This window comes from Bartonella sp. DB5-6 (assembly GCF_000278115.1).
Taxonomy (GTDB): Bacteria; Pseudomonadota; Alphaproteobacteria; order Rhizobiales; family Rhizobiaceae; genus Bartonella; species Bartonella refiksaydamii.
The window spans coordinates 23,000-48,329 of sequence record NZ_JH725115.1 but is presented as its reverse complement, the minus strand read 5'-3'; the positions used below and the strand labels follow the sequence as shown (position 1 = coordinate 48,329).

Below are 25,330 nucleotides of genomic sequence, written 5' to 3'. Positions count from 1 at the left end.
TATTTTTAAATCAATATGAAAGGCAATAAATTATTGTTTGTAAGTCAATGTGTTGATTCCTGATGATTCAGTTTTTGAAGTTTTTTCACAGCGCAGGGTGGCATAGGGGGAGGGCTAGGATCTTGGGCTGCTAATAAGAGCAATTCATCACAGGCTTTTTCTGTTTTTTGGACGAGTTGGTCTAGAAAATCGCGTTTGCTTAAACCAGCTTCTATGGGAGGGAGAATGCGAACACGGATTGTTCCGGGATAGCGGCGGAAATTGCCTCGTGGCCAATATAAACCAGCATTGTGTGCAATAGGAACCACTTGAAGCCCCAATTCATTGTAGAGAGCAATAATCCCTGATTTATAATCTGGTTCTTGCCCTGGCTGTCGGCGTGTTCCTTCGGGAAAGATCAGAATTTGGCGCCCTTGTTTTGCTTTTTCCTTTGCTTTTTGTATAATGGTTTTTAAGGCTTTAATGGGTGTTGTTCGATTAATGGGAATAATTTGTGTTTTTGCCATGTACCAACCAAAAAATGGAATCCATGTTAGTTCACGTTTTAGGATAAGAGCGGGATCATCAAAATAGGGGATAAGGCTGAAAGTTTCCCATGCAGATTGATGTTTGGGAGCAATAATATAAGCTCCTTTAGGGAGGTTTTCTAAACCTTCAATTTCATAGTTTGTGCCTGCGATATGTTTTTGCAAAAAAAGTGTGATGCGCGCCCATGTTTTAGGTACAATCCACGCTTTTTTACGTGGCATGAGAAAATAGATGGGGGCGTAAAGAATCATTTGTATAAAGGTTGTTGTATAAAAAGCGAATGTAAAAAGAAGAGAACGAAGGATAAGCACTATATTTTCCATTTTATATCTGCAAAGAGACTATATATAACGTACTTTACACGAGAAAACATTTTTCTTTATGTTTTTTTTAAAGTCTATTTTTCGGGAACTTATTTTCTGATATTTTGAAACATGAGGAAAAAATATTAATGAGGTTGCAGGGGAGCCAAGACATTCTTTTTATTCCACGGATTTTATCTATTGCGGGGACTGACCCTTCTGGTGGCGCTGGAATGCAAGCAGATTTGAAGGTTTTTTCAGCCATGAAGACCTATGGTATGAGTGTGGTTACAGCTGTTGTTGCGCAAAATACACAAGGTGTACGTGCTTTTCAGGCGTTGGATGCTTCTTTTGTTGCTGATCAAATTGATTCTGTTTTTGAGGATATTCACGTTGATGCTGTTAAAATTGGCATGGTGGCCAATGCTCAGATTGCGCAAATTATAGCAGAGCGTCTTGCTTATCACAAAGCGTGCTTTATTGTTTTTGATCCTGTTATGGTTGCAAAAAGTGGTGATGTCCTTTTAAGTCCTGATACAATTGAAATTATGCGTGATGTTCTTGTGCCGATGTCAACACTTATTACACCTAATTTGTCTGAGGCAACCATGTTGTTGGGATGTGAAGTGCAATGGTCATTAAATGCTATGTACAAATATGCCCCACAGCTTCTGGCTTTAGGTTGTAATGCAGTTTTGTTGAAGGGAGGACATTTAAGCACTCTTACTTGCAAGGGTACAGCGAATTACGATTGTTCTAGCCCAGATCTTTATTGTGATAGTAAAGAACTTGTCATGCTTGAATCTTCTCGTTTGACAACTACGCATGATCACGGAACAGGCTGTACTATTTCAGCTGCAATTGCGGCTTTATTGCCTACACAGCCTTTAGTTTGTGCAGTTAAACAGGCAAAAGACTATTTGAATGGGGCTTTATCTGCCTCAAACGTTTTGCAAGTGGGGAAGGGTCGTGGACCACTTCATCATTTTTATGAACTATGGGATAAAGGAGAAGCTTATTGAATATTGCTATTATTTTGGGGTCTATACGCCAACCATCGTTAACAAGAACTTTATCCAACTGTTTGGCAGATTGCCTATTGATGTGTGGTGCATTTCTTCATTGGGTTGATTTGCGTGAACAGCCCTTACCTATTGCTGATCCAGATTATCATCATAATGTAGAGGCTAATCCCAGTGCTGTCGTACGTCAGTTTGTTAAAACAATCGCGGCAGCTGATGGTGTTATTCTCGCTAGTCCCCTTTATCAAGGGTCTTATTCGGGCGTTCTAAAAAATGCTCTTGATAATTTGGCTTATGATGCTTTTTTAAATAAACCGGTTGGGCTTATCTCTCATGGTAGTACAGCTAAAAAATGCGCACAGCCGTGTGAGCATTTATTGCCGGTTGTGCGCACGCTTTACGGTTATCCGCTACAATGCCAAGTAGCTTCATCCAAAGAGGATTTTACATCAGATGATGAAGGTCGTACATGGAAAGTCATAAGTGAAGAGGTCCGAGCACGTTGTGAGCGGCTTGCTAATGAAATGTGCGCATTTTTAAAACAAAAGGGTGGGGGGATATGATAAGACATGGTGAACAATATCGTTATTTAGTAGTAGGTGGTAGGAGAATGCTTGCTCTCTTTGTCAATCGTTAGAACTGCAAGAAGTGATTATTGCAGCGCGCTTTCTTTTTCATTAAGTCTAGCTTGAAGCATTGCAAAAAAACTATGTGTGTACCATTGGATTATTTATTATTGTGTAGCTTCGCTGGCACAATTTTTAGAAGTTATGATGCAATGGCATGGGCTAAAATATTGCCTATGGTGGGTTCATTTGCTTGCTCACGCATTTTCCTGTGCGTTGATTGAGGTGGTTAGCTCTTTTGGCTAAACAACCGTGTATTCTTCATGTTTTTGGTTCCAGTGTTCATGATTAAATGATTGTTGATTGCGCGCACAAAAATAAGGTTGATTTTATACCAGTTAAATTAATAAGAAAAATAATGCCAAATGGTTGGCGGTGGCTTACCCATCAGAAGAAGAGCCTATAGGCAGTGAACGCAATGAACAGTTATGTGAATGAATAAAAATTGTGATTATTTGAGATGGCGAATTGGGTGAGTTTTTTTGTATATTCTTTTGAAATGTCAATACTTGTTATGAACAGGGCAATTTATTAATTACTTTAATCGTACTAGAAGCTTCAAATAAGGGAAAACAAAACAGCGAAAAATAGAAGTTGTGGAAACAGATCATCAAAGGGTTAACTTGACCCTTTGATCAGTCGCGATGCACTTTTAGTTTACAAGGTGTAAGTTTACCACTTTACTCTTATGATGAGGAATAGGTGCAAGTTGCACCTATTTCTCAAGGAGCGATGGTGCAAACATTGCACAGTTACATACTGAAGAGAAATTCGGTCAAATTGACCGAATTGCTCAAACGTTTTTTCTCTTTCAACAATGTGCATTGGATAAGAAAAGACTATCAATCAATTTACCCTAAAAGAGGTCATCCCATCTTATCATGCTGCTTCTCAAATAATGCGATTCCCGCTAAAGAACTCATCACCACAAATTGCGATTTTTAGGATGAAGAAAAAGATGTATTAAAGGGTCTTTAAATGATCTTTGAAAGACCTTTGAAGACCCTTTGAGAACCCCTAAAAAACTTTTTGAAAAAAAATAAATTGGTATAAAACCTAGTGGCAAAATATACAAAACCTGCCGTCAAGCTACAGCATTAAAGCGAAAGTAGACTAATATACAAACTATGGAGCGGGCGATGGGATTCGAACCCACGACCCCAACCTTGGCAAGGTTGTGCTCTACCCCTGAGCTACACCCGCTCACTGATTCGAAACATGTTTTGCTTCAGATGCTGCTTGTATGGCGTAGGCTTTTGTGAATTGCAACAAAAAAATAACATTTCAGTTTGATTTATTTATTCATGTTTCAAAAAGGGAAATAAAGATTGATTTTGGAAGATTCTTCAGTAATAAATTATTTCCTTTTTAATTGTTGCAAAAAAGGGGCGGAGTGAAATGTTGAGAAGAGTAAATGTATTATGGATTGCAGTTGCAGCTGTTTTTATCATCAATAGTTTTGCAAAAGCCGGCGATCACGTTAAACACGTTAAAGTTGCAATTACACAAATTATGGCACATCCTGCTGCAGATACAGTTCGTAAAGGTGTAGAAGATGTGCTCGAAGAAAATGGTTATAAGCAGGGTGAAAATTTCGAACTCACTTTTCTATCAGCGCAGGGCAATATTTCTACAGCAACGCAAATTGCACGTAAATTTGTTGGCGATAAACCTGATGTGATTGTTGCAATTAGTACGCCTTCAGCACAAACAATGTTTGCAGCAACGAGAACAATTCCTATTGTCTTTGCTGCGATTTCTGATCCTATGGGAGCAAAAATAGTGTCTTCACTTACCAAACCTGGTGGTAATGTGACTGGAGCTTCTGACCGTATAGATATTACAAAAAGCGTTAAGCTTTTGCAGGAAGTAAAGCCAGATTTGAAAAAAATTGGTTATCTTTATAACGCTTCTGAAGCCAATTCTGTTTCAACACTTAAGATGTTAAAAGATGTGGCAAAAAAGGCTGGAATTGAAGTTATTCCTTCATCAGCACCTAAATCTTCTGATGTGCAAGCGGCAACACGAGCTTTAATTGGCAAGGTGGATCTTATTTTTATTCCTGCTGATAATACGGTTCTTTCTGTTTTAGAGGGAGCAACAAAGGTTACACAGGAAGTGAATATGCCTGTATTTACTGTCGATTCTAATTCTCTTGGGCGTGGGCCTTTTATGACGCAGGGCGTAAATTTTTACGATGTGGGGGTCGAGGCTGGAAAATTGGTTGTGCGTATTCTGGAAGGTGAAAATCCTGGAGATATTGATATTGTGCAGGCGGCTAATAATGACCTCCGAATTGATATGAAAGCAGCCAAAAAAGCTGGCATTGTTATACCTCAGACAGTTATTGAACGTGCGACAAAAGTTCTTCAATAGGTTTCCATTCATATGGCGTTGACACAATAAAAGTATGTTAAATTTTCATGGAGTGGTCTTTGCATGAATATATTTGCGTTTTCTGGTGCTGTAGAATTGGGCCTTATTTATGCGTTTGTTGCACTTGGAGTTTATCTTTCGTTTCGTGTTTTAGATTTTCCTGATTTAACTGTTGATGGTTCGTTTCTTCTCGGGTCGTGTGTTTGTGGTGTTTTGATTCTTTTAGGTTTCAACGCATGGATTGCTATGGCATGTGCTTTTTGCGCGGGTATGGTGGCAGGTTTGTTAACAGCTTTGCTGAATTTACATTTTGGTATTTTAAATCTTTTGGCTTCTATTTTAACAATGTCAGCACTTTATACGGTTAATCTTCGTATTATGGGGATTATGGGAGGCTCTAATGTTAATTTGGCACTTTCTGATACTGCTTTAACCCCCTTGTATAATTTGTTTAGCTTGCCTGATGTCTTTGTGCGTCCTCTTTTCGTTGGTACTGTATTATTGGTTGTGGCATTTTTAATTTGGCGTTTTTTGGAAAGTGAAATCGGTCTTGCTATGCGAGCAATGGGAGCTAATCCACGGATGGCTACGGCGCAAGGGGTTCATACGTCAGCGTTGATTTATTTTGGCATGGGTCTTTCAAATGCTTGTGTTGCGCTTGGCGGTTCTCTTTATATCCAAACTGCGATTGCTACTGATATTACCGGTGGAACTGGTACGATTGTTTTTGGTTTAGCCGCGGTCATTATTGGGGAGACTCTCTTTCGTACACGCAGTATTTTTTGGATTATTGTTAGCTGTATTGTTGGGTCTGTACTTTATCGTGTAGTAGTGCAATTTGCGTTTGAGGCAAACGGGATTGGTATTGATACGTCGACAGATCTTCAGTTAATCACTGCGCTTTTAGTTGTTTCAACCATTGTTATACCACGCTATTTGGGGAGGCGTAAACATGATTGAATTTTCTCATGTTGGGGTTACATTTAAACCGCGGACGCCTTTGGAAAAACAGGCATTAATTGATATTAACCTCAAGATTGATCGGGGCAGTTTTGTTACGGTTATTGGTTCAAATGGTGCTGGTAAATCAACTTTGCTTAGTGTTTTAGCAGGTGCAACTCTTCCTACGGAAGGAAAAGTGGTGATCAATGGACAAAATGTTTCTAGGCAATCTGTAAGTGAGAGAGCTGGGGAGGTTGCTTGTGTTTTTCAAGATTCATTAATAGGAAGTTGTGGTTCTTTAACAATTGAAGAAAATTTGGCTCTTGCTGCTCTTCGGGGGAGCCGCCGTGGTTTGCGTTCAGCCTTAAATCATGAAAAACGGCAATTTTTCCGAGATGAAATTGCTCAATTAGGTATTGGTCTTGAAGCGTATATCCATAATCCTATGGACAGTTTATCGGGTGGACAACGTCAAGCAGTTTGTCTTGTGATGGCTACTTTAGCGCATGCGGATGTTTTATTGCTTGATGAACATACCTCGGCATTAGATCCAGGAATGGCTGATTTTGTGATGCGGTTAACTGAAAAAATCGTTGAAGAGAAAAAATTAACAACTATTATGGTAACGCATTCTATGCGTCAGGCTCTTGTTCATGGTGATCGGACATTGATGTTGCATGGTGGAAAGGTAATTTTTGATGTGTGTCAAGAAGAGCGTAAGGGTTTAAATGTAAATGATTTAATTGGCATGTTTCAGAAAGTTCGCGGGGAAGCTCTTGATGATGATGAACTGTTAATGGATTAATATTTTGGCTCAGAAAAAAGCGCATGAAGTTGACACTTTTCTAACGCGTCTTTCGCGTTCTTTTCCTATTATTCTCATTTATGGACCAGATCGCGGTCTTGTTTGTGAACGTGCGCAGCGTTTTGCTAAGCTTACACAAGTTGCGGTAGAGGATCCATTTTCAACGATTCGTTTGGATGCTACTGAGATTGATAAAGATCCTGCTCGTTTAGGAAATGAAGCGCGTACTTTATCGCTTTTTGGGGGAGATCGTTTGATATGGGTTTCTCATGGTGCTAACCAAAAAGGTTTTCTGACAGCTTTAAAGCTTTTAATTGAGGAACCGCCAGAAGCGTGTTTTATTCTTATTGAAGCAGGGGATTTGAAAAAAGGAACGGGTTTACGCAATGTTGTTGAAACGGCATCAAACGCGATGGCTCTTCCCTGTTTTGCGGATGATGCTCGTTCTCTTGATGGCTTGATTGATGAGATTTTAGGGCATTTTAAGAAAACCCTTTCTTTGGATGCGCGTAAGTGGTTGCATGAAAGTTTGGGAGGGGATCGTCTTGTCTCACGCAGTGAATTGGAGAAGCTTTGTCTTTTTGCTTCAAATGTCCATATTACTCTTGAAGATGTGAAAGCTATTGTAAGCAATGTGAGTGCTCTTTCTTTAGATGAAGTGATTGATGCTCTTCTATTGGGTGATGTGTCAAGTTTTGAAGCTCATTTTAGTCGACATGCAACACTGCATGGTGCGCTTTTTTTAATTTTGAGTACGGCACAAAGGCATTTCCAGCAATTACAGCTTTTGCGTTATCAAGTGGAGGTTGAAGGGAAAGCGCCTTTTACAGTGGTTTCTCAAGCGCGCCCACCGATTTTTTTTCAACGGAAAAAAATAGTTGAACAGGCTTTAAGATATTGGAAATTAGAGCATATTTCCTACGCAATGGAGAGAATTCAAAGTGCTGTTTTAGATAGCCGTAAGAATCCACTTTTGGGTGAAGCTATCATTCGTCAAGTTTTGCTAGGGCTTACAATTGCTGCGCGGCGCAAAATGGCTGGTTAAAATATTCAGTTGTGTTGGGTGGTTTATTTGAAAACCTTTTATGAAATAAGTTTTTTCTCATAAGATTTATTTGTTTTTTGAAAGCTAAAGATAGCGGTTTTCAAAAGTGGATATGACATAATTTGCATTTATCATTCTTGTAATCTGTTATGGTGATAATCAGAGGCTTATGGAGAGAAAACTTTTTGTTTTTATGCCTTTGATGAAAGATAAATATTATTTTTATCTATGAATTTGTTTCATAATAAGGATATTAAGTTACTCTCAGAATTTTCTTTGTGGGAGAACGCGTTTGCCTCATTGGCTTGATTTATGGCGTTGAGGGAAGAAAACATACTTTTAGAATTACGGCATCTTTTTGCACGATTTGTTTAACGGAATTTTCAACATTAGAAAATTATATTGACTGTTGTTATCAGAGAGTTTGGTACAATGTAACTCAAGCACTATACGAAGATTAGTATCTGTTTAGTAATGCATGCTTGTAAGCAATGAATTGTCAGATTTTAGGGTTTGATGTTACGTTTTCTATTACTTATTTTTTTGTGCATTTTCTAGGTAAAAATGATCTGTTAGTGGTTTGCGCAGACGATTATTGGGCTGCGTGTGATTTTATTTGTTCTTTTATCGGTTGTGGTTTTTTAAATGTTTGGTACATAAATCTTGAACAAATAGAGAGAAAAATCGTGGTTTTGTTACCTTTTTCAAAGAGTTTTTAAAGGTGAAAGATGCTCCATATTCAGTTTGAAAAAATAGCACTCATTGGAATCGGTCTTATTGGTTCTTCTTTAGCAAGAGTGATTAAAAAGAAAAATCTTGCAGTTCAAATTTCTATTGCAACACGACGGCAAGAAACTTTGAAAAGGGCGCATGAGTTGGAACTTGGGGATTTTTATACAACCGATAATGCAGAAGCTGTTGAAGGGGCAGATTTAGTGATTGTCTCTGTTCCTGTTGGAGCGAGTGCAGAGGTGGCAAAAACTATTCGTGATCATTTAAAGGCGGGAGCGATTGTGACTGATGTTGGCTCTACAAAAGCCTTGGTTATTGAGGAAATGGCGCCTTTATTACCAAAAACAGTTCATTTTATTCCTGGCCATCCGATTGCGGGAACTGAATATTCAGGACCGGATGCTGGTTTTGCTGATTTATTTATGAATCGCTGGTGTATTTTAACTCCTTTTGCTGAAAGTGATGCTGTAGCTGTCACGCAATTGACAGCGTTTTGGGAGGCTTGTGGTGCGCGTGTCGAGAAGATGACTCCTAAACATCATGATCTTGTTTTGGCGATTGTTTCGCATTTGCCGCATTTGATTGCTTATAACACTGTTGGGACAGCGAGTGATTTAGAAAAAGTGACGAATTCAGAAGTGATTGCTTATTCTGCGTCTGGTTTTCGTGATTTTACGCGTTTGGCATCTTCTGATCCTGTTATGTGGCGAGATATTTGTTTACATAATAAGGATGCTATTTTAGAAATGTTGAGCCGTTTTAATGAAGGGATCGCTTCTTTAGAACAGGCAATTCGTTTGGGAGATGGTGAGACATTGTTTAACTTTTTTACGCGTACACGTGCTGTGCGACGTAATATTATTGCTGCGGGGCAGGAAATTGATGCTCCTGATTTTGGACGTCATAATGTTTCTAAGGAGAGGGGATAAAAACAAAGTTTTTTCTAGAAATCTATATTCCTTTGAAGTTGCGAATTGCCGTAAAGAAGATAAGTGATTGATCGGGTACAGATGACTAAAGTTTAAAAGGTTTTATGTGTGCAAGATTATTATCTGTAGCATGTGATGCATAAGGAGATCATGAGATTTAGAAGAGGGGCTCCCGAATTAAGGAGTTGTGGATCTTTATATAACGCGTTGCTTTTTTGTGCTTATGTTAAGGATTATTTCTAGTCAATCTCGCGCACTGCGTTTATACTTAGATTGCTCTTTCGCGGCATTTGGCATATTCTGAGGTTTGAAAAAGTTATTTGGTATGTATCCAATTTGTAATATCACAGATTGCTTGGGGTAGGTTTTTGTAGACGCCTACCTGTTTTGCCGACTATATGAATGGGTTGATATGGATAGATTTTATCGTCTTTGGTAGGTGTTCTTTGCGGTTTTGCTACGAAGTGAGGCTTGACCATATTGATCATTGTACTTTATATTGGTAGAGGTTCGTTTTTAGATTTTAATGATTTTTATAGAGCTTGCATAAGTTAGAAAGAGTGTTACCAGAAAGTATTAAGATTTGTTAAGAAATATCTTTTGGTATAGCTATCGTATTCTTGTTGATGCAGTAAGCCATTATTGGCGTGGTAATGGTAGTGCTTTTGCCAGTCATATCGCTCTTTCTGGGCTTTTAGCATTTTTCCCTTTCGTTATTTTTGGGACATCTCTTGCCAGTTTTATCGGTGCTTTTACTTACACGCCGCAAAAAATAAAAGCGCTTGTACAGTTGTTGCCAGATGTCATTGCAGAGCCTTTATTTCAGGAAATTATCAATGTTTTAACTATTCAGCGAAGGGGCGTGTTAACACTTTCTGTCATTGGAGCAGCCTATTTTGCCTCTAATGGGATAGAGGCTTTGCGTACAGCTTTAAATAAAGCTTATCGCGTTGTTGATCGACGTAGTTTGTTGTTTTGTCGTTTTCAAAGTTTGTTTTTTGTAATTCTTGGTACCGTTGGTCTTGTTGTGATCAGCTTTTTATTGATTTTGGCACCTTTACTGATCAAAATTATGCAAAATCATTCTTTTTTTATTACCGAATATATTGGTATAATTCGTTTATGGCGTTACATAATTGCAGCAGTTGTTCTCTTTGTAAGTCTTTTGATCGTTCATAAATGGTTACCGGCAGAGCGGCGGAAATTTGTAGATATTTTACCAGGAATCGTGGTAACGATGTCAGTGTGGTTTATGGCTTCTATTGCTTTTGCGCAATATTTAACAATGTTTGATTATATTTCTACTTATGCGGGGTTAGCATCTGTTATGGTTGCGATTATTTTTCTTTACATGTTGAGCGCAATTTTTATTTTGGGAGGTGAAATAAACGCAGCAATAATGTTTTATCGCAAGCATTTACGATTTTCAGATGAATGAAAGAACCTATTATTGTGTGAAAGACAAGTAACGAATACACGAGTAAAACCTGCCATCACTTTGTTGATTGATGCAGATGCTTGTCCTGTAAAAGCAGAAATTTATCGTGTTATGAATCGTTATCAGTTAAAAACCTTTGTTGTAGCAAATCGTTTTTTCTCTCTTCCAGATGAAACACTCATTGAAAGAGTGGTCGTTTCTGGCGGACTTGATTGTGCGGATGATTGGATTGTAGAACATGTACATGAAGCTAGTGTTGTTGTTACTAGTGATATCCCTTTAGCAGCACGCGTTGTGCGGGCTGGAGGCGTTTGTCTTTCGCCAGTGGGGCGTGTTTTTGATGCAAGTTCAATCGGTCAAGCGTTAGCTATGCGCAATTTGATGGAAGATTTACGAGGACAAGGGCATATAACAGGAGGACCTCGTCCTTTGTCTCGCAAAGATCGTTCTGCTTTTTTGTCAGCACTAGATCTCGTTATACAACGTTTAAAAAGGCGCGGTTATTAGGTTATTGTGCTTCTTTTATAACAGCTTTTATAAGCGCTTTTGCATCGTCATTGGCCCATGGAGCTGCACCATTGAATGAAGCAATAAGGTACCCCTCTTTATTGATAAGAAGTGTGACGGGTAACCCTAAAGCAAGCCCTTGTTTTCTAACGTTGTTGAAAATATCCATTGTTTCATCGCGATAATAGAGTAAATTATCAGCGTGAACATCTTGTAAAAATTTCTGAATTTTTTCAGAAGAGGCTGTTTTGTCTATATTAATAGCTATGACATCAAAATTTTCTCCACCCATCTCACGTTTTAATTGCGCTAGTTCGGGCATTTCCGTGCGGCAGGGGGCACACCAAATAGCCCATAGATTGATCAACAGGGGTTTTCCGGTAAATTCGCCGAGTTTGTGATCTTTTTTTTGAATATCTTTGAAAGAAAGTTGATTCATATCTGAGAGTGTATCAGCAAACCGCATGTGGGTAAAAAAGCCTTTTGCTGCTTTTCTGATTGCTGTTATTTTTTCTTCTTGTGTTTTTTCGGCATTTTTTCCGGAAATGGTGAAAAAGGACATTACCTTGTCATGAGGGCTTTTTATTGCGTATAAGCTGATAGCAGATAAGATCACGATAACAAAAAATGATGCGATGAAGAGCCTCTTTTTGTTCTTCTTTTTTTGAGTTTGAGGAATCATGGTTTTTATCCTTTTTATGGGTGTTTTCAGAGTATAACTGATGAACAGTTAAAGAACAAAAGATGGGGTGGCTATTTTATAACAGGATCTGCGCAATTATGAAAAAAATTAATGCTACAATTGATTTTGATTAGAAACTTTATCGGCAAGATATCGAAAGCTTATTGCTTATGTGGAAATGTTAGCGCAAACGGAAATTACTTCACTATCAGATTATGAAAAAATTATTCATGGTTTAGAGCTTATTCGTCAAAAAAATTGAAGATGGTAAGTTTATTTTTTCACGAAGGCTTGAAGATATTCATATGAATATTGCAGTACGGTTGAGTGCATTGATTGGTTATGTAGCAAGGCATTTGCATATACGGCGCCTTTACGCAATGATCAAGCTGCTGTTGATTTACGTTTGTAAGTATGTGAGGCGTCGCAGAGAATAGCGCAAGCTTTAAAAAGATTAATAGGGTAATTGCTTGTTCGAGCAGAACAGTATATCGGTACCTTTATGCTAGGTTTTATGTATTTACAATCGGCACAGCCTGTAGCATTTTGTCTTATATGATTGGCTTATGCTGAAATGTTTGATTGAAGTTTATCACGAATATGCGATGTAGTTAAGCGAATGAATGAATCGCTCTTGTGGGCTACGGCTTTGGCAAGTACAAGCTTTCTGATTGATCGTTTTATGACGGCAAAAGCGTTAGATTTTCGAGAACCAGTATGTAATTCAATTGATAATGTTTTTGATCGTGATTTTGCGTTGGAGTTTTTAAGCGTTGGTGCTCGTTGTGCAACGCATCTTTCGCGTTTAGCAGAAGAAATTGTCCTTTGGTTTGAGTGAACAATTTCATTTTATTCGTTTATCGGACGCTTTTTCAAACGGTTTATCCATTATGTCACAAAAGAGAAATCTCGATGTTGCGAAATTTGTGCGTGCAAAAAGTGGGTAGCTGAATGGGGATCCGTTTGGATTGTTAACGGTGTGAAAGAATTGCCTCTTTCTCATTCAAAAGATATGCAGGAAGATAAACAATGTTTGGTTTGATGGGGCTTTGTGTCTAGAGTTAGCGCTGGAAGTAATGACAGGGATTATGGGTGATCTTAAAGTTAATGAAGGGGCTGTGAAACAAGCAGCTGATTCTGGTTATGTAACCGCAACTTATGCAACCACGACGAATTTTGCCGATTGATTTGTGCGTGAGTTAGGGCTTCCTTTTTGTGAAGCACACCATATTATGAGGTGTGCTATAGCATTGGCAGAAACGAAACAATGTGCTTTGAATGATTTGCCATTGGTTGAACTTCAAGCGATATATCCAGATATTCATGTGGCGTTTTTTGATTTTTTTTCGGTTGAAAAATCAGTTAAAAGCCGTAAAAGTTTTAATGGAACAGCGCCTTCAGAAATACTTTGTCAATTGCCTATTGGAAAAAACGCCTTGTAACTGTCTGAATGGATGGATTGTAAGTCCAAAAAATAATAAAAAGAAGTATTGATAGGAGAAAAAAGGGCGTATGAAAATCATTTTAAAGAATTTAACAATTGTCCTTTTGGGGTGTGTTGTTATTGTTGGGTGCGGTCGTAAAGGGCCATTAGAGGTGCCTTATTCAACTATGGAAAAGCCTGTGCGAGGAGCTCCTTCTACTAAAAGTGAAGAAGATAAACCTTTTGTGCTTGATCATTTGATACAGTAAGGGGAGCATATGCATTTTTTCACTTATCATCAAGGCATACTTCATGCTGAAGGGCTTTCGCTTTCTGCTCTTGCTCAGGATGTTGGAACACCTTTTTATTGTTATTCGGCTAGTGCATTGGTGGAGCGTTTTCAGGAGTATCAAAGGGCATTTCAAGAGATGCCCAGTTTGATTGCTTACGCGGTTAAAGCCAATTCTAATCAAGCTGTTTTACGGCTTCTTGGCTTGAATGGATCGGGAGCTGATGTTGTTTCAGAAGGTGAGTTGCGGCGTGCTCTTGCTGTTGGGATTCCTGCGCAGCGTATTATTTATTCTGGTGTTGGTAAAACAGTGCAAGAGATAGATTTTGCCCTTTCTCAAGATATTTATTGCTTTAATGTTGAATCAGAATCGGAACTCGAACAATTGTCAGCTCGTGCTGCTGCACTTTCAAAAACAGCACGGATTTCACTACGCATTAATCCAGATGTTGATGCAAAGACTCATGAGAAAATTACAACGGGAAAATCTGAGAATAAATTCGGTATTCCGCTGTTGTTGGCAAGAGAAGCCTACAAAAAAGCGGATTCTTTACCTGGATTACAGGTTTGTGGTGTCGATATGCATATTGGAAGTCAGATTTGTGATTTAAAACCGTTTGAGGAGGCTTTTCTTATTGTCGCAGATTTTGTGCGTCAATTATGGAGCGATGGTTATGCGATAACGCATATAGATATTGGTGGTGGGCTTGGTATTGCATACGGTAATGAACAGCATAACATACCTTCTCTTTTTGATTACGCAGCGCTTGTAAAGAAGCTTATTTCACCTTTAGGGATCAATATTATCGTGGAGCCGGGACGTAGCATTGTTGGCGAAGCTGGTGTGTTGGTGACTTCTGTTCTCTATTTAAAAAGAGGGAAAGGGCGAAATTTCGTTATTGTTGATGCGGCAATGAATGATTTTATACGTCCAACGCTTTATGATGCTTGGCAGAATGTAGTGCTTGTGAAACAAGCATCAAATGATGCGTCGCTTATTCGGGCAGATATTGTTGGTTCAGTTTGTGAAACCGGAGATTATTTGGCATTAGATCGTTGTGTTCCTATTTTGGCTACAGGTGATCTTTTGGTATTTACGGGAGCGGGCGCTTATGGTGCGGTGATGGCGAGTACCTATAATAGTCGGCTTTTGGTACCAGAAGTTCTTGTTCAAGATACGCGTTACGCGATTATTCGTCCGCGTCTTGATTATGCGCAATTGATAGGCTGTGACCATATTCCAGATTGGCTCGAGTGTTGTTAAGTGTTTGTGGTCTTATTTTTACTAAACTTTGATGAAACAATTTATTTTCTGGAAATAGTTTTGTATGGGTTTTATAATCGCAATTTGCCACTGTAAAAGGGGACAAATTTTTGTCTATGAAAAATGAAAACATCAGAAGTTTTGCAGGAATAAAGCTTTTGTATGTGCGCATTTTAATGTGGTTTATCCTCTCATTTGAGCGGATATGGGTGCGGTTGTTGCCGTTTTTCTTAATTCTTAGTCTCTTTTGTTCGCTTAGTTGGTTTGGTATTTTTGGTATTCTAGGTTATTGGCCACATTTACTCTTACTTGGGTTTATGCTTTTTTTTGCTGTGGGGAGTTTGTTTTTTCTTATTCATTTTCGGTTTCCTACAACGAGGGAAATTAATCAGCGTCTTGAACAAGAAAACGATCTTAAAAATCAGCCTTTAAGCGTTCAAACAGATCATTTATGTTCCGAAAATAGTGAAGATTTTAGAGCAATTGTTTGGCGCGAACATCAACGCCGCATGGCCAAACAATTATATCATTTAAAAACCGGATTTATCTATCCTAATAGTGCAGCTCGTGATCCTTTGGCACTGAGGACTTTATGTATTCTTCTTTGTGTGTGTGCTTTTAGTTTTTCTTTTGGCTCGCTTGGGGGGCGTTTGGCAGATGCGTTTGATTTCCGCCCTCTTGTTGATGAAACATCTATGCGGATTGATGCTTGGGTAACACCTCCTGCTTATACCGGTGTTGCGCCTATTTATTTAACAAAAGATGAAAAAACACAGCTTGCAGTTCCTGAAGGGAGTGACGTCGTTGTACGTATTTTCAATGGTGCTGGTGTTACGGTGAAAGCAAAATCTGAAGAAGATGCGCGCGAAGTTTTGTTTTCAAAGAAAAACGAAAAGGTGGCTTTGGATGATTCAGTTGTTCATTTTGAAACACATTTAAAACATTCAATAGTTTTGTTTGTCTCATCACGTCATAAGCAACAACAGTGGCATTTGCAGGTGATTAAAGATCAATCCCCAACAATTCGTTGGCTAGAAAAACCGGGGCGGATTTTGACTGGTTCATTAGAACTTCAGTATGAGCTGGATGATGATTATGGTGTGACAAAAGCTTTTGTTGCAATAGAGCCTTTTTTAAATCAGCACAAAAATACTTCCTCTCTTTATAAGGCACCTGAAATAAAACTTCTTCTTCCACGTGGTGGAAAGGGTAAAATGAGGACGGTACAAGATGTGGCGACGCATCCATGGGCTGGTTCAGAAGTTAAAATAACTTTGGTGGCAGAAGATGGTGCGGGGCAGCAAGGTCGTAGCAAAACTTTTGTTATGACATTACCACAGCGTGTTTTTTCCAATCCTGTTGCGCGCGCAGTGATTGAATTGCGTCGTTTGCTGGTTCTTAATGCTTGCGCAAAAGAGCATGTACTTGATATGCTTTCTGCTTTGTTTGTGCGCCCAGAAGAGGGGCTTAAAAATATCACACATTTTCTTGTTTTACAGAGTGCGTGGACAAGGCTTTCTATGGCAGAAACAGAAGATGATTTGCGCAGCGTTGTCGATTATTTATGGCAGATAGCTTTGGGTATGGAAGGCAATCAGTTCGAATCTGCCCAGAAAAATTTAAAACAAGCACAAGCTGCTTTACGTGATGCACTTCGTTATGGTGCTCCAGCTACAGAAATTGAACGCCTTATAGCAGATTTACGTCAAGCTATGGATGATTATATTCACGCTTTGGCTGAAAATGCACAAGATAAGAGCAGCCCTAACAAAGGCAATTTTAACTCTCCAAATCTTTCAGAAGATTCATTACAAAAAAAGCTCGATTTAATTGAAGAAATGGCCAAGGTGGGCTCTTCTTTAGCAGCCGAACAGCTGTTAGCTGAAGTTGAACAGACTCTTGATCATTTGCAAGTGCAAAAAGGTAATCAAAATGAGGAGAAAGGTCAGAGTAAATCTGCACAAATGAAAGAAAAAATGGATCAGCTTGGAGATTTAATGCATCGTCAGCAAGAAATTCTTAATGAAACACATCAATTAGAAATGGAACAGCAGCGTGGAGAAACTATACCGGAAAAGCAAAGAAAATCTTTAAAAAAACGTCAAGCTGAGTTGCAGTCTGAATTATCAATGTTAGAAAAAGAATTATTAGCGCAAGGGTTTAAACCAAATGGTGCATTCAAAAGGGCAAAAGAAAAAATGAACTCTGCAGAAAATGCTCTTGAACACGGAAATAGTCAAATATCCATACAAAATCAGTCAGATGCTTTAGAATCTTTGCGGCAAGGTGCGCAAAATATTTTAGAAAAAATGCGTGAAGTACTTAAAGAAGCCGGAGAAAATCAAAATGCTGTTTCTAGTCCTGAAGATCCGCTGGGACGCTCACTTTCTCCAAAAACGGATCAAGAAGGGCAGGAGGGTATGGCTATACAACAAGAAAGTAATCAAATGCGTGCGCGACAGATTTTGGAAGAAATTCGCAAACGTCTTGGTAAGGAGCATATTCTAGAAGAAGAAAAAAACTATCTTGAAAGACTGCTTCATTTTAATTAATCACTTTGTATTTCTTTTAACTGATGTCAAAAAGGATGCGTTGGAAGTTTTTTCAGGATGCGAAATTCAAGGATAAAAAGAATGGTGAAAGTGCTTGTCATGAAGTGATCCTAGAATATTCTATACGTTTTTTGTTATTTGGGTTTAAAGTATAAAATATTAAGGTTTCCGTCATGGCGGAGAGAAGGCAGGAATCCATATAAGTGGGGTATATGAAACCTTGTGATGTTTGAAGTTTTTTTCTACACGGTATGTTGAGTTGGATATAATCACACTGAAAGATTTTTACGCTTCGGCACTTGGGCTGTGTGTGCAGGTAACGCTGTGTGACCAATTAAATTTATGGTGGCCTGATCTTACTGATAAACGGGTTATGGGTTTGGGGTATGCACTTCCTTATCTTTCTGTGTTGCGTACACGTGCGCAACAATGTTTCGCTTTTATGCCTGCTGCACAGGGTGCTTCACCTTGGCCTTGTGCTGAGAAAGTCGCTACAGCACTTGTTTTTGAAGAAGATTTGCCGCTTTCTGATGCTTCAGTTGATTGTATTTTACTGGTACATGCGCTTGAATATACAGAAAATTCATACGAAACATTGAATGAAATATGGCGTGTTTTAGCTCCCAATGGCAGCTTGATTGTTATTGTTCCTAATCGCCTTGGCTTTTGGGCGCGCAATACTTGTACACCTTTTGGTTACGGCGAACCTTATAGTCGGCAACAGATTGTTCGTTTGTTTGAAAAAACAAATTTTATCTCTGGACCAGTGCAAGAAATTGTACATTATACGCCTTCTTCAGGTTATGTCTCGCGGTTATTTTCATTTTTTTATGAGCCATTTACACGTCATTTTTTGCCTTATTTTGGCGGACTCTTAATGTGTCAGGCAAAGAAACGTACTTATCAAGGCTTACTTGTACAGCGTCGACAATCGCGGCGTATTTTTATTCCTGCGTTATCTCCACAAGCTTACGAAAGCTCTTTTCACTTTGCTCCAAGGGATATTTCACGACAGTGTCCGTGAAGCATATAACGCAAAACCCATAGGGTACCGCCATTTTTACTTATGCGAGAGGGGCAAGTGGGTGCTATCATTCTCTCTGCTAGCTCAGAACGTCGCGACTTCTCTTGTATTAAAACGGTTTTTGAGAGGTGTATTAAATTTTGTCTCAAATGGCTTTTTATATACACGCCTATCTTACTTATGATGTGCAAGCAAAAGGTTTCCATTAGTTCATTATAAGATGGATTTGCAATGAGACAAACTCACTCTATTAGAGGTTCTCATTCCAGTAGCAGAACGGTAAATTATAATTATAAATCGAAGTGTTGTGTCTAATTTCTGTTTTTTATTCTGTTTTAGAGAAAAATTGAGGCATCAAAAACGTTTTTGAAGTTGTCAATGTTCGAGAAGCTTTAAAGGTTTAAGCGATAGCCATTTTGATCGGTGATGAGAATCTGTGCATTAGAGGGGTCTTTTTCGATTTTTTGTCGTAAACGATAAATATGAGTTTCTAAGGTATGGGTGACAATGTTTTCGTTATAACCCCAAACTTGTTCTAACAGTGTTTCACGGCTCACGATTTTGTCATTGGTGTCATAGAGGTATTTAAGAATTGCTGTTTCTTTTTCTGTGAGGTGTGTTTTGTTGTTGTGTTGATCAATGAGAAGCTTTTGTCTTGGTTTAAAAGTATAGGGACCAATATATGAGATTATATCGTTATTTTGCTCATATTGACGTAATTGAGCGCGGATTCGTGCCAATAACACTGCAAAGCGAAAGGGTTTTGCTACATAATCATTAGCGCCTGCTTCAAGATCTAAAATGGTATCGCAATCTGTATCATGATTTGTTATCATGATAATGGGAGCGCGAAAGCCTTGAGTGCGCAATTTCCTAATGGCTTTATGTCCATCAAGATCAGACAGTTCAATACCAAAAATAGCGAGATCAACATTTTTCTCTTGGGTTATTGTTATACCTGCTTCAGCCGTTTTTGCCTGGAATACTTCAAACTCTTCATGCATTTGCAATTGTTCTACCAAAATGGGGCGCAGATCATCATTTTCTTCAACGATTAAAAGGGTGTAGCGGTTCATTTTTTTCCTTATAAAATCTGTTGATACACCAAGTGGTGGAGGGTAGTTTCATGAAAAATGAGATTTTATGCAAGGAAAATTACAAAAGAAACGCTATAAAAAACAAACTTTTATTGCTTCTATGGTTATGCGCAACAAGCCGGTGATGACACGCGGGGTATTTTACGCGTTGGTCAGAATTATTTTTTCTGCGCTCTAGGGCGAGTTGGTATTTCTGCTTTTAAGCGTGAAATTGATAGCACAGTACCTCTGGTTCATATGCCTTGTTTGAGCGAATTTCGTAGTAATTCTTGTCGTTCTTTCCTATGTTCCATTTTGCCTTTTCGTTGTATTCGAGTGCAAGATGATTGGTGTGATGCAAGTGGTGATGCCAATTATAATTGCTTAGTACGCCTTCCTTCCTGCCGTAGTGCTGAAAAGATGCATCGTGAAGTGTGAAGATGGCCTTTATGCTATCGTTTTTATGTTGGATTAGAATAGTACAGAACAAAAAATAGCAAAAGGGAGTGCCATTTTTATGCATTTAGCGCGAGAAGATTATAGGCCGACAGAAGGATATATCGTGCTCTTTTGTCGTGACATGGAACATCTTTTGCTGCATATTAGCCAACGACCAAAAATTATCATTTTAGGTTGAAAACGTTTTCATCTCAAGGTTGCCCATCAAACAGATTTCTTTCCATTCATCTTCTGTTACAGGTTGTACTGATAAGCGGCTGGCATTGACCAGCACCATATTTTCCAGTTTTGTATTTGCTTTAATCTGTTTTAATGAAACAGGTGTTGGCATATCACAAAGTGCACGGATATCCACACATTCCCAGCGTGGATCAGAGGTAGTAGAGTCAGGATGTGCTTCAGCACAGACTTCTACAATGCCTACGATTTCTAATCCTTTATTTGAATGATAAAAAAAACCTTTGTCGCCATATTTCATAGCGCGCATATTGTTACGGGCTTGGTAATTGCGTACACCATCCCATTGTTCACCATCAGCACCTTTTTGCTTTTGCATGTCCCATGACCATTTATGGGGTTCAGATTTAAAAAGCCAATAAGCCATGCTCTCTCCTTTTCATAGACTGTTCTGTATTTCATAAGTCATGTGCGTTTTTATAAGCATCTGTATAACGTCATAAAATATGATTTTTAAAATGGAATAAAGAGTGCATATTATCGATTTGTGTTTTCTTGATTGAAAATTGTCGAATTGTGGTAGAAAAATGAGCCATATTTTTTATGTTTTCATATGATGTATGAAAATGTCTTATCTTCACTCATTTCCAGCAGAAAAGGTATGCGTGTGGTTGAAGAATAGGCTTAAAGTAAAGCGTTAAATATAAAAAGTTTGGGTGTTTTTTAACTTTGGTCTGGGAAGGCTTGTCAATATGATTGTGTTGAGTTGAAAAAATGATGCAAGTAAATTAATTTCAAAGGCTTAAAATCTACAATGATAATAGCCATACGGCAACGAGCAGTTGTTAAATGATGGTGTTCCGTATTGTTTTTCGTGGAGGATATAAGCACTGCTTTATTTTTCTTATGCTTTTGTTCCACGGCGTCCCATCCCAATTAAGGGAGCAGCTTTTTCGTCCAGAGGCCAGCGTGAGCGGGGGGCGATATCAAAGGGGCTTGTTTCTCCTCGTACGAGTTTTTGTGCACCGGCAAAAGCAATCATTGCAGCATTATCGGTACATAAGGAGAGAGGGGGAGCTATAAATTCAAAACCGTGTTGGTGTGCGAGTTCTTGCAATGTGGATCGAATGGCTTGGTTGGCAGCAACTCCGCCTGCGACAACTAAAGCAGGTGGACGGCGTTTTTGATATTGAGAGAAGGGATATTGGTGGATAAAGTGTTGCAGAGCCAAATGAACGCGATCATATACTGTATCGGTAACTGCTGCTTGAAAACTTGCCGCAATATCGGCAACATCGCTTTCTGTAAGAGGAGCCATGGCTGTTGCTGCTTGTCGAACGGCGGTTTTGAGACCAGAAAAAGAGAAATCTAACCGTTTTTCACCTTTTAAAGGTCGTGGAAGAGGGATACGATTTTTATCACCCAATAAAGCTGCTTTTTCCAGTGCTGGACCTCCAGGATAAGGAAGACCTAAAAGTTTTGCTGTTTTATCAAAAGCTTCTCCCAATGCGTCATCAATAGTAGTTCCTAAACGCTGGTAGTTACCTATTCCGTGAACAAGGATTGTTTGTGTATGACCACCTGAAACCAACAGCAATAAATAGGGAAAATCAACATTATGCGTTAGAACGGCTGTTAAAGCATGTCCTTCTAGATGATTTACGGCAATAAAAGGTTTTCCGGTGGCAAGAGAGAGTGCTTTTGCACTCATAACTCCGACTAAAAGTCCTCCTATCAAACCTGGGCCATTTGTGGCTGCAATGGCGTCAAGCTCTTTTAATTTTGTATTCGCTTCTGTTAGTGCTCTCAAAATTAAACTATCGAGAATTTCAACATGGGCACGGGCGGCAATTTCAGGGACAACACCGCCGTAAGGTGCATGATGATCAATTTGGCTCCAAACAATATTGGAAAGAATGTTACTGTCTCCTTTATTATTATATTCCACGACAGCCGCTGCTGTTTCATCACAACTTGTTTCTATTCCCAACAGGCGCATTTCAAACAAAACCTTATGTTGAAGATTCTTTCCTGTGTGCGTACCACGGACAGGCAAAGATGCAAAGAATTTCTCTTGGGGGATCTTCTTTTGGAGTTTATTTTTCTATGAAAAAATGTGGTTTAACACTTTTCGTGAATATAATAACAAGCTCTCTCTTTCAGTATAAAAGACGTCTTTATTTTCAATAATACAGTTTTATTAAATTATATCATTACAAATATTTCTGATAGAGATGTAATGTTAGAAATTTTGATAAGGTTATACTTTTTGTAAAAAGAGTGTAAAACGAGCTATGGTATTTGAGAAAAGCTTAATTTTAAAACTTTTTTCATTTTATTATTTTATCGTTAAAAGAAATTATGCACAAAAAGTGATAGAAATGGTAGACTCTTCAAAACCAAAAGTTAAACCGCATTATACTGGTGATCGCCGTAAAAAGCCTGTGATTGAACATGAAGCTGTGAGCCATGATTCAGAGCAAGTCATACAAAACTCTGTAGAAACGGATACAGAGAAACAAAGTATGCAAAGTAAACACGGGTCTGGTTTGACTTGGCTGTTCTCGTTTATTTCAGGAATTTTTGGTGGTCTCATTGCTTTAGGCTTTTTGATAGGGTTTCAATGGGTGGGCTTGCTTCCTTTTTCTTTCGTGGAAAGTCATGTTGGTGGAGAAAAAGCTTTACAAATTGCGGAAACCGCAAAAAGTCAAAGAGAAGAAATAAGAGAGCAATTGGAGCGGGTGTTTGAAGAAATTGATGCGTTGAAAACAGAATTTTCCTCTTTTTCATCACGACAGGTTGAAACAACGCGAAGTGATGAAGCATCGCGAGAAGAAAACAGAAAAGCTTTTGGAGTTTTAGAGGAAAAAGTAAGAGGTCTTGAAGAATCTGCGCAAGCTTTAGCAGGTGTATCAAAAGAGATAGAAACAGCTTTGTCTGCTGGACAAAGCAATGCAAATGATCTTGTTGTGTTAAAGCAACAGTTAAAGATTATGCAGGAAGAGATTTCTGCTAAAAATGATGAACATAAAATAAATACTGCGCTCTTTATTGCAATTAGTTCCCTCAAAAACGCTGTAGAACGTGGTGGGTCTTATAGTAATGAATTAAAATTGTTACAGCAATTATCACCTTCAATTGAGGGACTTGATCTGTTGCAAAAGACAGCTATGATAGGTCTTCCAAGTTCAGCGCAACTTTCAGCTGATTTTGCTCGTGTTGCAGATGCAATCGTTGGTACGCAAAATGATGTGGCATCAGATGTTGGTTTTGGGGGACGGATTTTGGCATGGATAAAAGGTCTCATTGTCTCGCGGCCAATTGGTAATGTTGAAGGAATGACATTAGGGGCGATTGCGGCACGGATGGAAGTTGCTATTCAGGCGGGTGATTATGAAAAGGCTTTGAGTGAATGGAAAACGTTGCCCCAAAATGCAAAAGATGTTTCAGTAGATTTTATTCATCAACTTGAAAAACACGTTGCTGTTCATCATTTTCTTCAACAGTTGTTGGTGTCTGTGCAACAAGGGCCTTTTAAAGCAACAAAGATGTAAATAGGCTCAAGATGATACGTGTTTTTATTTATAGTTTTGTTGTATGTGTGCTCGGACTTGCTTTCGGATGGGTAGCTAACCACAATGGTGTTTTTGTTATAACATTTTTGCACTTTCGGTTTTCTTTTTCATTGCTAACAGCTTTAAGTGCGCTCATTTTACTGTTTGGAATGCTGGCGTTTTTATGGTGGCTTTTATCTGTATTTTTTTCTGTACCTAGTGCTCTTTCCAGTTACTTTTATAAACGTCACCAAAAGCGTGGTTATGAAGCTCTTTCACAGGGGCTTCTTGCAGTTTTTGCTGGAGATGGTATTTTTGCACAAAAAATGGAGGCCCAAGTTATAAAATATCTTGCAGGAAAACATGAGCCGTTGGTAAAGCTTTTACAAGCCCAAATCCGATCTTTGCAAAATAACTCTCTGCACGCCATTGGTCTTTATGAGGAGATGAGAAAAGAAACACCGACAAAATTAGCTGGGCTGTACGGTTTGTTTCGTGAAGCTATGAAGAGTAAAGCTTATGAAGCAGCGCAGCAATATGCAGAAGAGGCATTGGCTTTATCGCCCGCACTTTTATGGGCGCATCAAGCAGTACTTGATCAGCTTAGCGTGAGCGGGCAATGGGACAAAGCACTCAGTGTGTTTGAGCGAGCACAAAAGACTTTACCGCGCTCTGTCCGTTCAACTCCAGAGCGACAGCATATACAGGCTTTGTTGTTAAGTGGGAAGGCGCTTCATCTGTTCGAAAATCATCCTACTGAAGCACGTACCGCCATTTTGAAAGCACATAAATTGGCACCTGATTTTGTTCCAATAACAGTTATTGCTGCTGATATTCTTTATAAATTAAATGAGACGAGTAAAGCTGATAAAATGATTATTACAGCTTGGCAGAAAGAACTTCATCCTGATTTGGGAGCGCTTTATCTTGAAAGAGAAGAAGGGGCCATTGGACGATTAAAAAAGGCTAAGACACTTGCTTCTTATAATAAAGATACATTTGAATCGGCTTTCCTTATTGCCAAGGCTGCTTTGGATGCTGGTGAAACAGTACTCGCAAGGGAGGAGGCCCAAAAAGCACTTCAGTATCATCCGCGAGAAAGTGTTTATTTGTTGTTGGCAGATATTGAAGAGGCACAGGGAAATAATCAGGGAGCAGTGCGTCAATGGCTTTCTTTGGCACTTCGTGCTGAACGTGATCCGGTGTGGATGTGTGATGGGTCCATTTTTTCTTCTTGGTTGCCGGTTTCTCCAATAAGTGGACGCCTAGGTTGCTTTGAATGGAAAGTGCCTCCCTGTATGCCTCCTCTCACATTAGAGGCTGCCAATATTGTGCCAAAAAAACAAAATAAAGAAGATATTATAGAGAAAAGTTCTGGTGTTGAAGTTAAGAGGCTTGAAGAATTATCTTCTGTAGAGGATTCTCTTTTGCATAATATGCAGGTAGGCAAACAAGATACAAGAAATGTCAAAGCTTTTAGTCGAACTCACTTAAATGTTGATGATCCAGGGATTAAAACAGAAGAAGAGGAGACTCCTTTGCCAAAGGAGAAGTTCCGTTTATTTTAAAAAAAGAGGG

20 protein-coding genes, 1 tRNA gene and 1 pseudogene are annotated in these 25,330 nt (G+C 38.8%); 16 read left to right on the top strand and 6 right to left on the bottom strand.

Annotation, left to right across the window (positions count from 1 at the left end):
* Positions 1–44: 44 nt before the first annotated feature.
* A complete protein-coding gene (locus tag MCO_RS01595; protein WP_081488136.1) occupies positions 45–851 on the bottom strand; it encodes a 1-acyl-sn-glycerol-3-phosphate acyltransferase in 807 nt (268 codons plus the stop codon).
* A gap of 128 nt (positions 852–979) precedes the next feature.
* Here MCO_RS01595 and thiD point away from each other — a divergent pair, with 128 nt between their 5' ends.
* The gene (gene thiD, locus MCO_RS01590; RefSeq protein WP_007552191.1) at positions 980–1,852 is read left to right on the top strand and encodes a bifunctional hydroxymethylpyrimidine kinase/phosphomethylpyrimidine kinase; all 873 of its coding nucleotides are present in this window, start codon (positions 980–982) and stop codon (positions 1,850–1,852) included.
* Entirely contained in the window at positions 1,849–2,415 is a 567-nt protein-coding gene (locus MCO_RS01585; protein ID WP_007552190.1) for an NADPH-dependent FMN reductase, read from the top strand. Before thiD ends, MCO_RS01585 begins: the two co-directional genes overlap by 4 nt.
* A gap of 1,191 nt (positions 2,416–3,606) precedes the next feature.
* On the opposite strand, the gene MCO_RS01580 is transcribed toward MCO_RS01585, so the two are convergent.
* Positions 3,607–3,681, bottom strand: a tRNA-Gly gene (locus MCO_RS01580).
* A gap of 195 nt (positions 3,682–3,876) precedes the next feature.
* On the opposite strand from MCO_RS01580, the gene MCO_RS01575 reads away from it, so the two are divergent.
* The 7 genes from MCO_RS01575 (at position 3,877) to MCO_RS01540 (ending at position 11,252) form a co-directional block, all read left to right on the top strand.
* On the top strand, positions 3,877–4,854 hold the full coding sequence (locus tag MCO_RS01575) for an ABC transporter substrate-binding protein (RefSeq protein ID WP_007552188.1): 978 nt from the start codon (positions 3,877–3,879) through the stop codon (positions 4,852–4,854).
* Between the two features lie 63 nt (positions 4,855–4,917).
* The gene (locus MCO_RS01570; RefSeq protein WP_007552186.1) at positions 4,918–5,814 is read left to right on the top strand and encodes an ABC transporter permease; all 897 of its coding nucleotides are present in this window, start codon (positions 4,918–4,920) and stop codon (positions 5,812–5,814) included.
* Positions 5,807–6,601 carry an ABC transporter ATP-binding protein gene (locus MCO_RS01565; protein WP_007552184.1) on the top strand — a complete coding sequence of 265 codons (795 nt, stop codon included), beginning with the start codon at positions 5,807–5,809 and terminating at the stop codon, positions 6,599–6,601. Before MCO_RS01570 ends, MCO_RS01565 begins: the two co-directional genes overlap by 8 nt.
* A 4-nt stretch (positions 6,602–6,605) precedes the next feature.
* The gene (gene holA / locus MCO_RS01560) at positions 6,606–7,646 is read left to right on the top strand and encodes a DNA polymerase III subunit delta (RefSeq protein ID WP_007552183.1); all 1,041 of its coding nucleotides are present in this window, start codon (positions 6,606–6,608) and stop codon (positions 7,644–7,646) included.
* A gap of 728 nt (positions 7,647–8,374) precedes the next feature.
* Positions 8,375–9,307 (top strand): prephenate/arogenate dehydrogenase family protein, encoded by a 933-nt coding sequence (locus tag MCO_RS01550; protein ID WP_007552181.1) that lies wholly within the window; start codon positions 8,375–8,377, stop codon positions 9,305–9,307.
* Between the two features lie 583 nt (positions 9,308–9,890).
* Positions 9,891–10,745: a YihY/virulence factor BrkB family protein gene (locus MCO_RS01545; RefSeq protein WP_007552180.1), complete on the top strand. Its 855-nt coding sequence runs from the start codon at positions 9,891–9,893 to the stop codon at positions 10,743–10,745.
* Between the two features lie 12 nt (positions 10,746–10,757).
* The gene (locus tag MCO_RS01540) at positions 10,758–11,252 is read left to right on the top strand and encodes a YaiI/YqxD family protein (RefSeq protein WP_007552179.1); all 495 of its coding nucleotides are present in this window, start codon (positions 10,758–10,760) and stop codon (positions 11,250–11,252) included.
* A gap of 1 nt (position 11,253) precedes the next feature.
* Here MCO_RS01540 and MCO_RS01535 read toward each other — a convergent pair whose 3' ends face one another.
* Positions 11,254–11,934 carry a TlpA disulfide reductase family protein gene (locus MCO_RS01535; protein ID WP_007552178.1) on the bottom strand — a complete coding sequence of 227 codons (681 nt, stop codon included), beginning with the start codon at positions 11,932–11,934 and terminating at the stop codon, positions 11,254–11,256.
* A gap of 33 nt (positions 11,935–11,967) precedes the next feature.
* Between MCO_RS01535 and argH the strand changes: the two are divergent.
* From argH to MCO_RS01510, 5 genes and pseudogenes are all read left to right on the top strand, one after another.
* A pseudogene (gene argH / locus MCO_RS01530) lies at positions 11,968–13,384 on the top strand (argininosuccinate lyase).
* A 62-nt stretch (positions 13,385–13,446) separates the two neighbouring features.
* Positions 13,447–13,626 carry a lipoprotein gene (locus MCO_RS01525; RefSeq protein ID WP_007552173.1) on the top strand — a complete coding sequence of 60 codons (180 nt, stop codon included), beginning with the start codon at positions 13,447–13,449 and terminating at the stop codon, positions 13,624–13,626.
* 9 nt (positions 13,627–13,635) lie between these two features.
* Complete coding sequence (gene lysA / locus MCO_RS01520; RefSeq protein WP_007552172.1) at positions 13,636–14,910, top strand: diaminopimelate decarboxylase; 1,275 nt, start codon at positions 13,636–13,638, stop codon at positions 14,908–14,910.
* Between the two features lie 116 nt (positions 14,911–15,026).
* Positions 15,027–17,462 (top strand): TIGR02302 family protein, encoded by a 2,436-nt coding sequence (locus tag MCO_RS01515; protein ID WP_007552171.1) that lies wholly within the window; start codon positions 15,027–15,029, stop codon positions 17,460–17,462.
* 229 nt (positions 17,463–17,691) lie between these two features.
* Positions 17,692–18,486: a class I SAM-dependent methyltransferase gene (locus tag MCO_RS01510; protein WP_007552170.1), complete on the top strand. Its 795-nt coding sequence runs from the start codon at positions 17,692–17,694 to the stop codon at positions 18,484–18,486.
* A gap of 392 nt (positions 18,487–18,878) precedes the next feature.
* Here MCO_RS01510 and MCO_RS01505 read toward each other — a convergent pair whose 3' ends face one another.
* The 3 genes from MCO_RS01505 to tsaD all read right to left on the bottom strand — a co-directional run bounded on the left by MCO_RS01505 (position 18,879) and on the right by tsaD (position 22,197).
* Positions 18,879–19,562, bottom strand: coding sequence for a response regulator transcription factor (locus MCO_RS01505; RefSeq protein ID WP_007552169.1), 684 nt, complete (start codon positions 19,560–19,562; stop codon positions 18,879–18,881).
* A 628-nt stretch (positions 19,563–20,190) separates the two neighbouring features.
* Positions 20,191–20,625, bottom strand: coding sequence for an EVE domain-containing protein (locus MCO_RS01495; RefSeq protein WP_007552167.1), 435 nt, complete (start codon positions 20,623–20,625; stop codon positions 20,191–20,193).
* 477 nt (positions 20,626–21,102) lie between these two features.
* Positions 21,103–22,197, bottom strand: a complete 1,095-nt coding sequence (gene tsaD / locus MCO_RS01490; protein ID WP_007552165.1) for a tRNA (adenosine(37)-N6)-threonylcarbamoyltransferase complex transferase subunit TsaD — start codon at positions 22,195–22,197, stop codon at positions 21,103–21,105.
* Between the two features lie 382 nt (positions 22,198–22,579).
* Here tsaD and MCO_RS01485 point away from each other — a divergent pair, with 382 nt between their 5' ends.
* Together MCO_RS01485 and MCO_RS01480 are read left to right on the top strand one after the other, a co-directional pair.
* Entirely contained in the window at positions 22,580–23,752 is a 1,173-nt protein-coding gene (locus MCO_RS01485; RefSeq protein WP_040298651.1) for a COG4223 family protein, read from the top strand.
* Positions 23,753–23,763: 11 nt separating this feature from the next.
* Entirely contained in the window at positions 23,764–25,320 is a 1,557-nt protein-coding gene (locus MCO_RS01480) for a heme biosynthesis protein HemY (RefSeq protein WP_007552160.1), read from the top strand.
* The last annotated feature ends 10 nt before the right edge of the window (positions 25,321–25,330 follow it).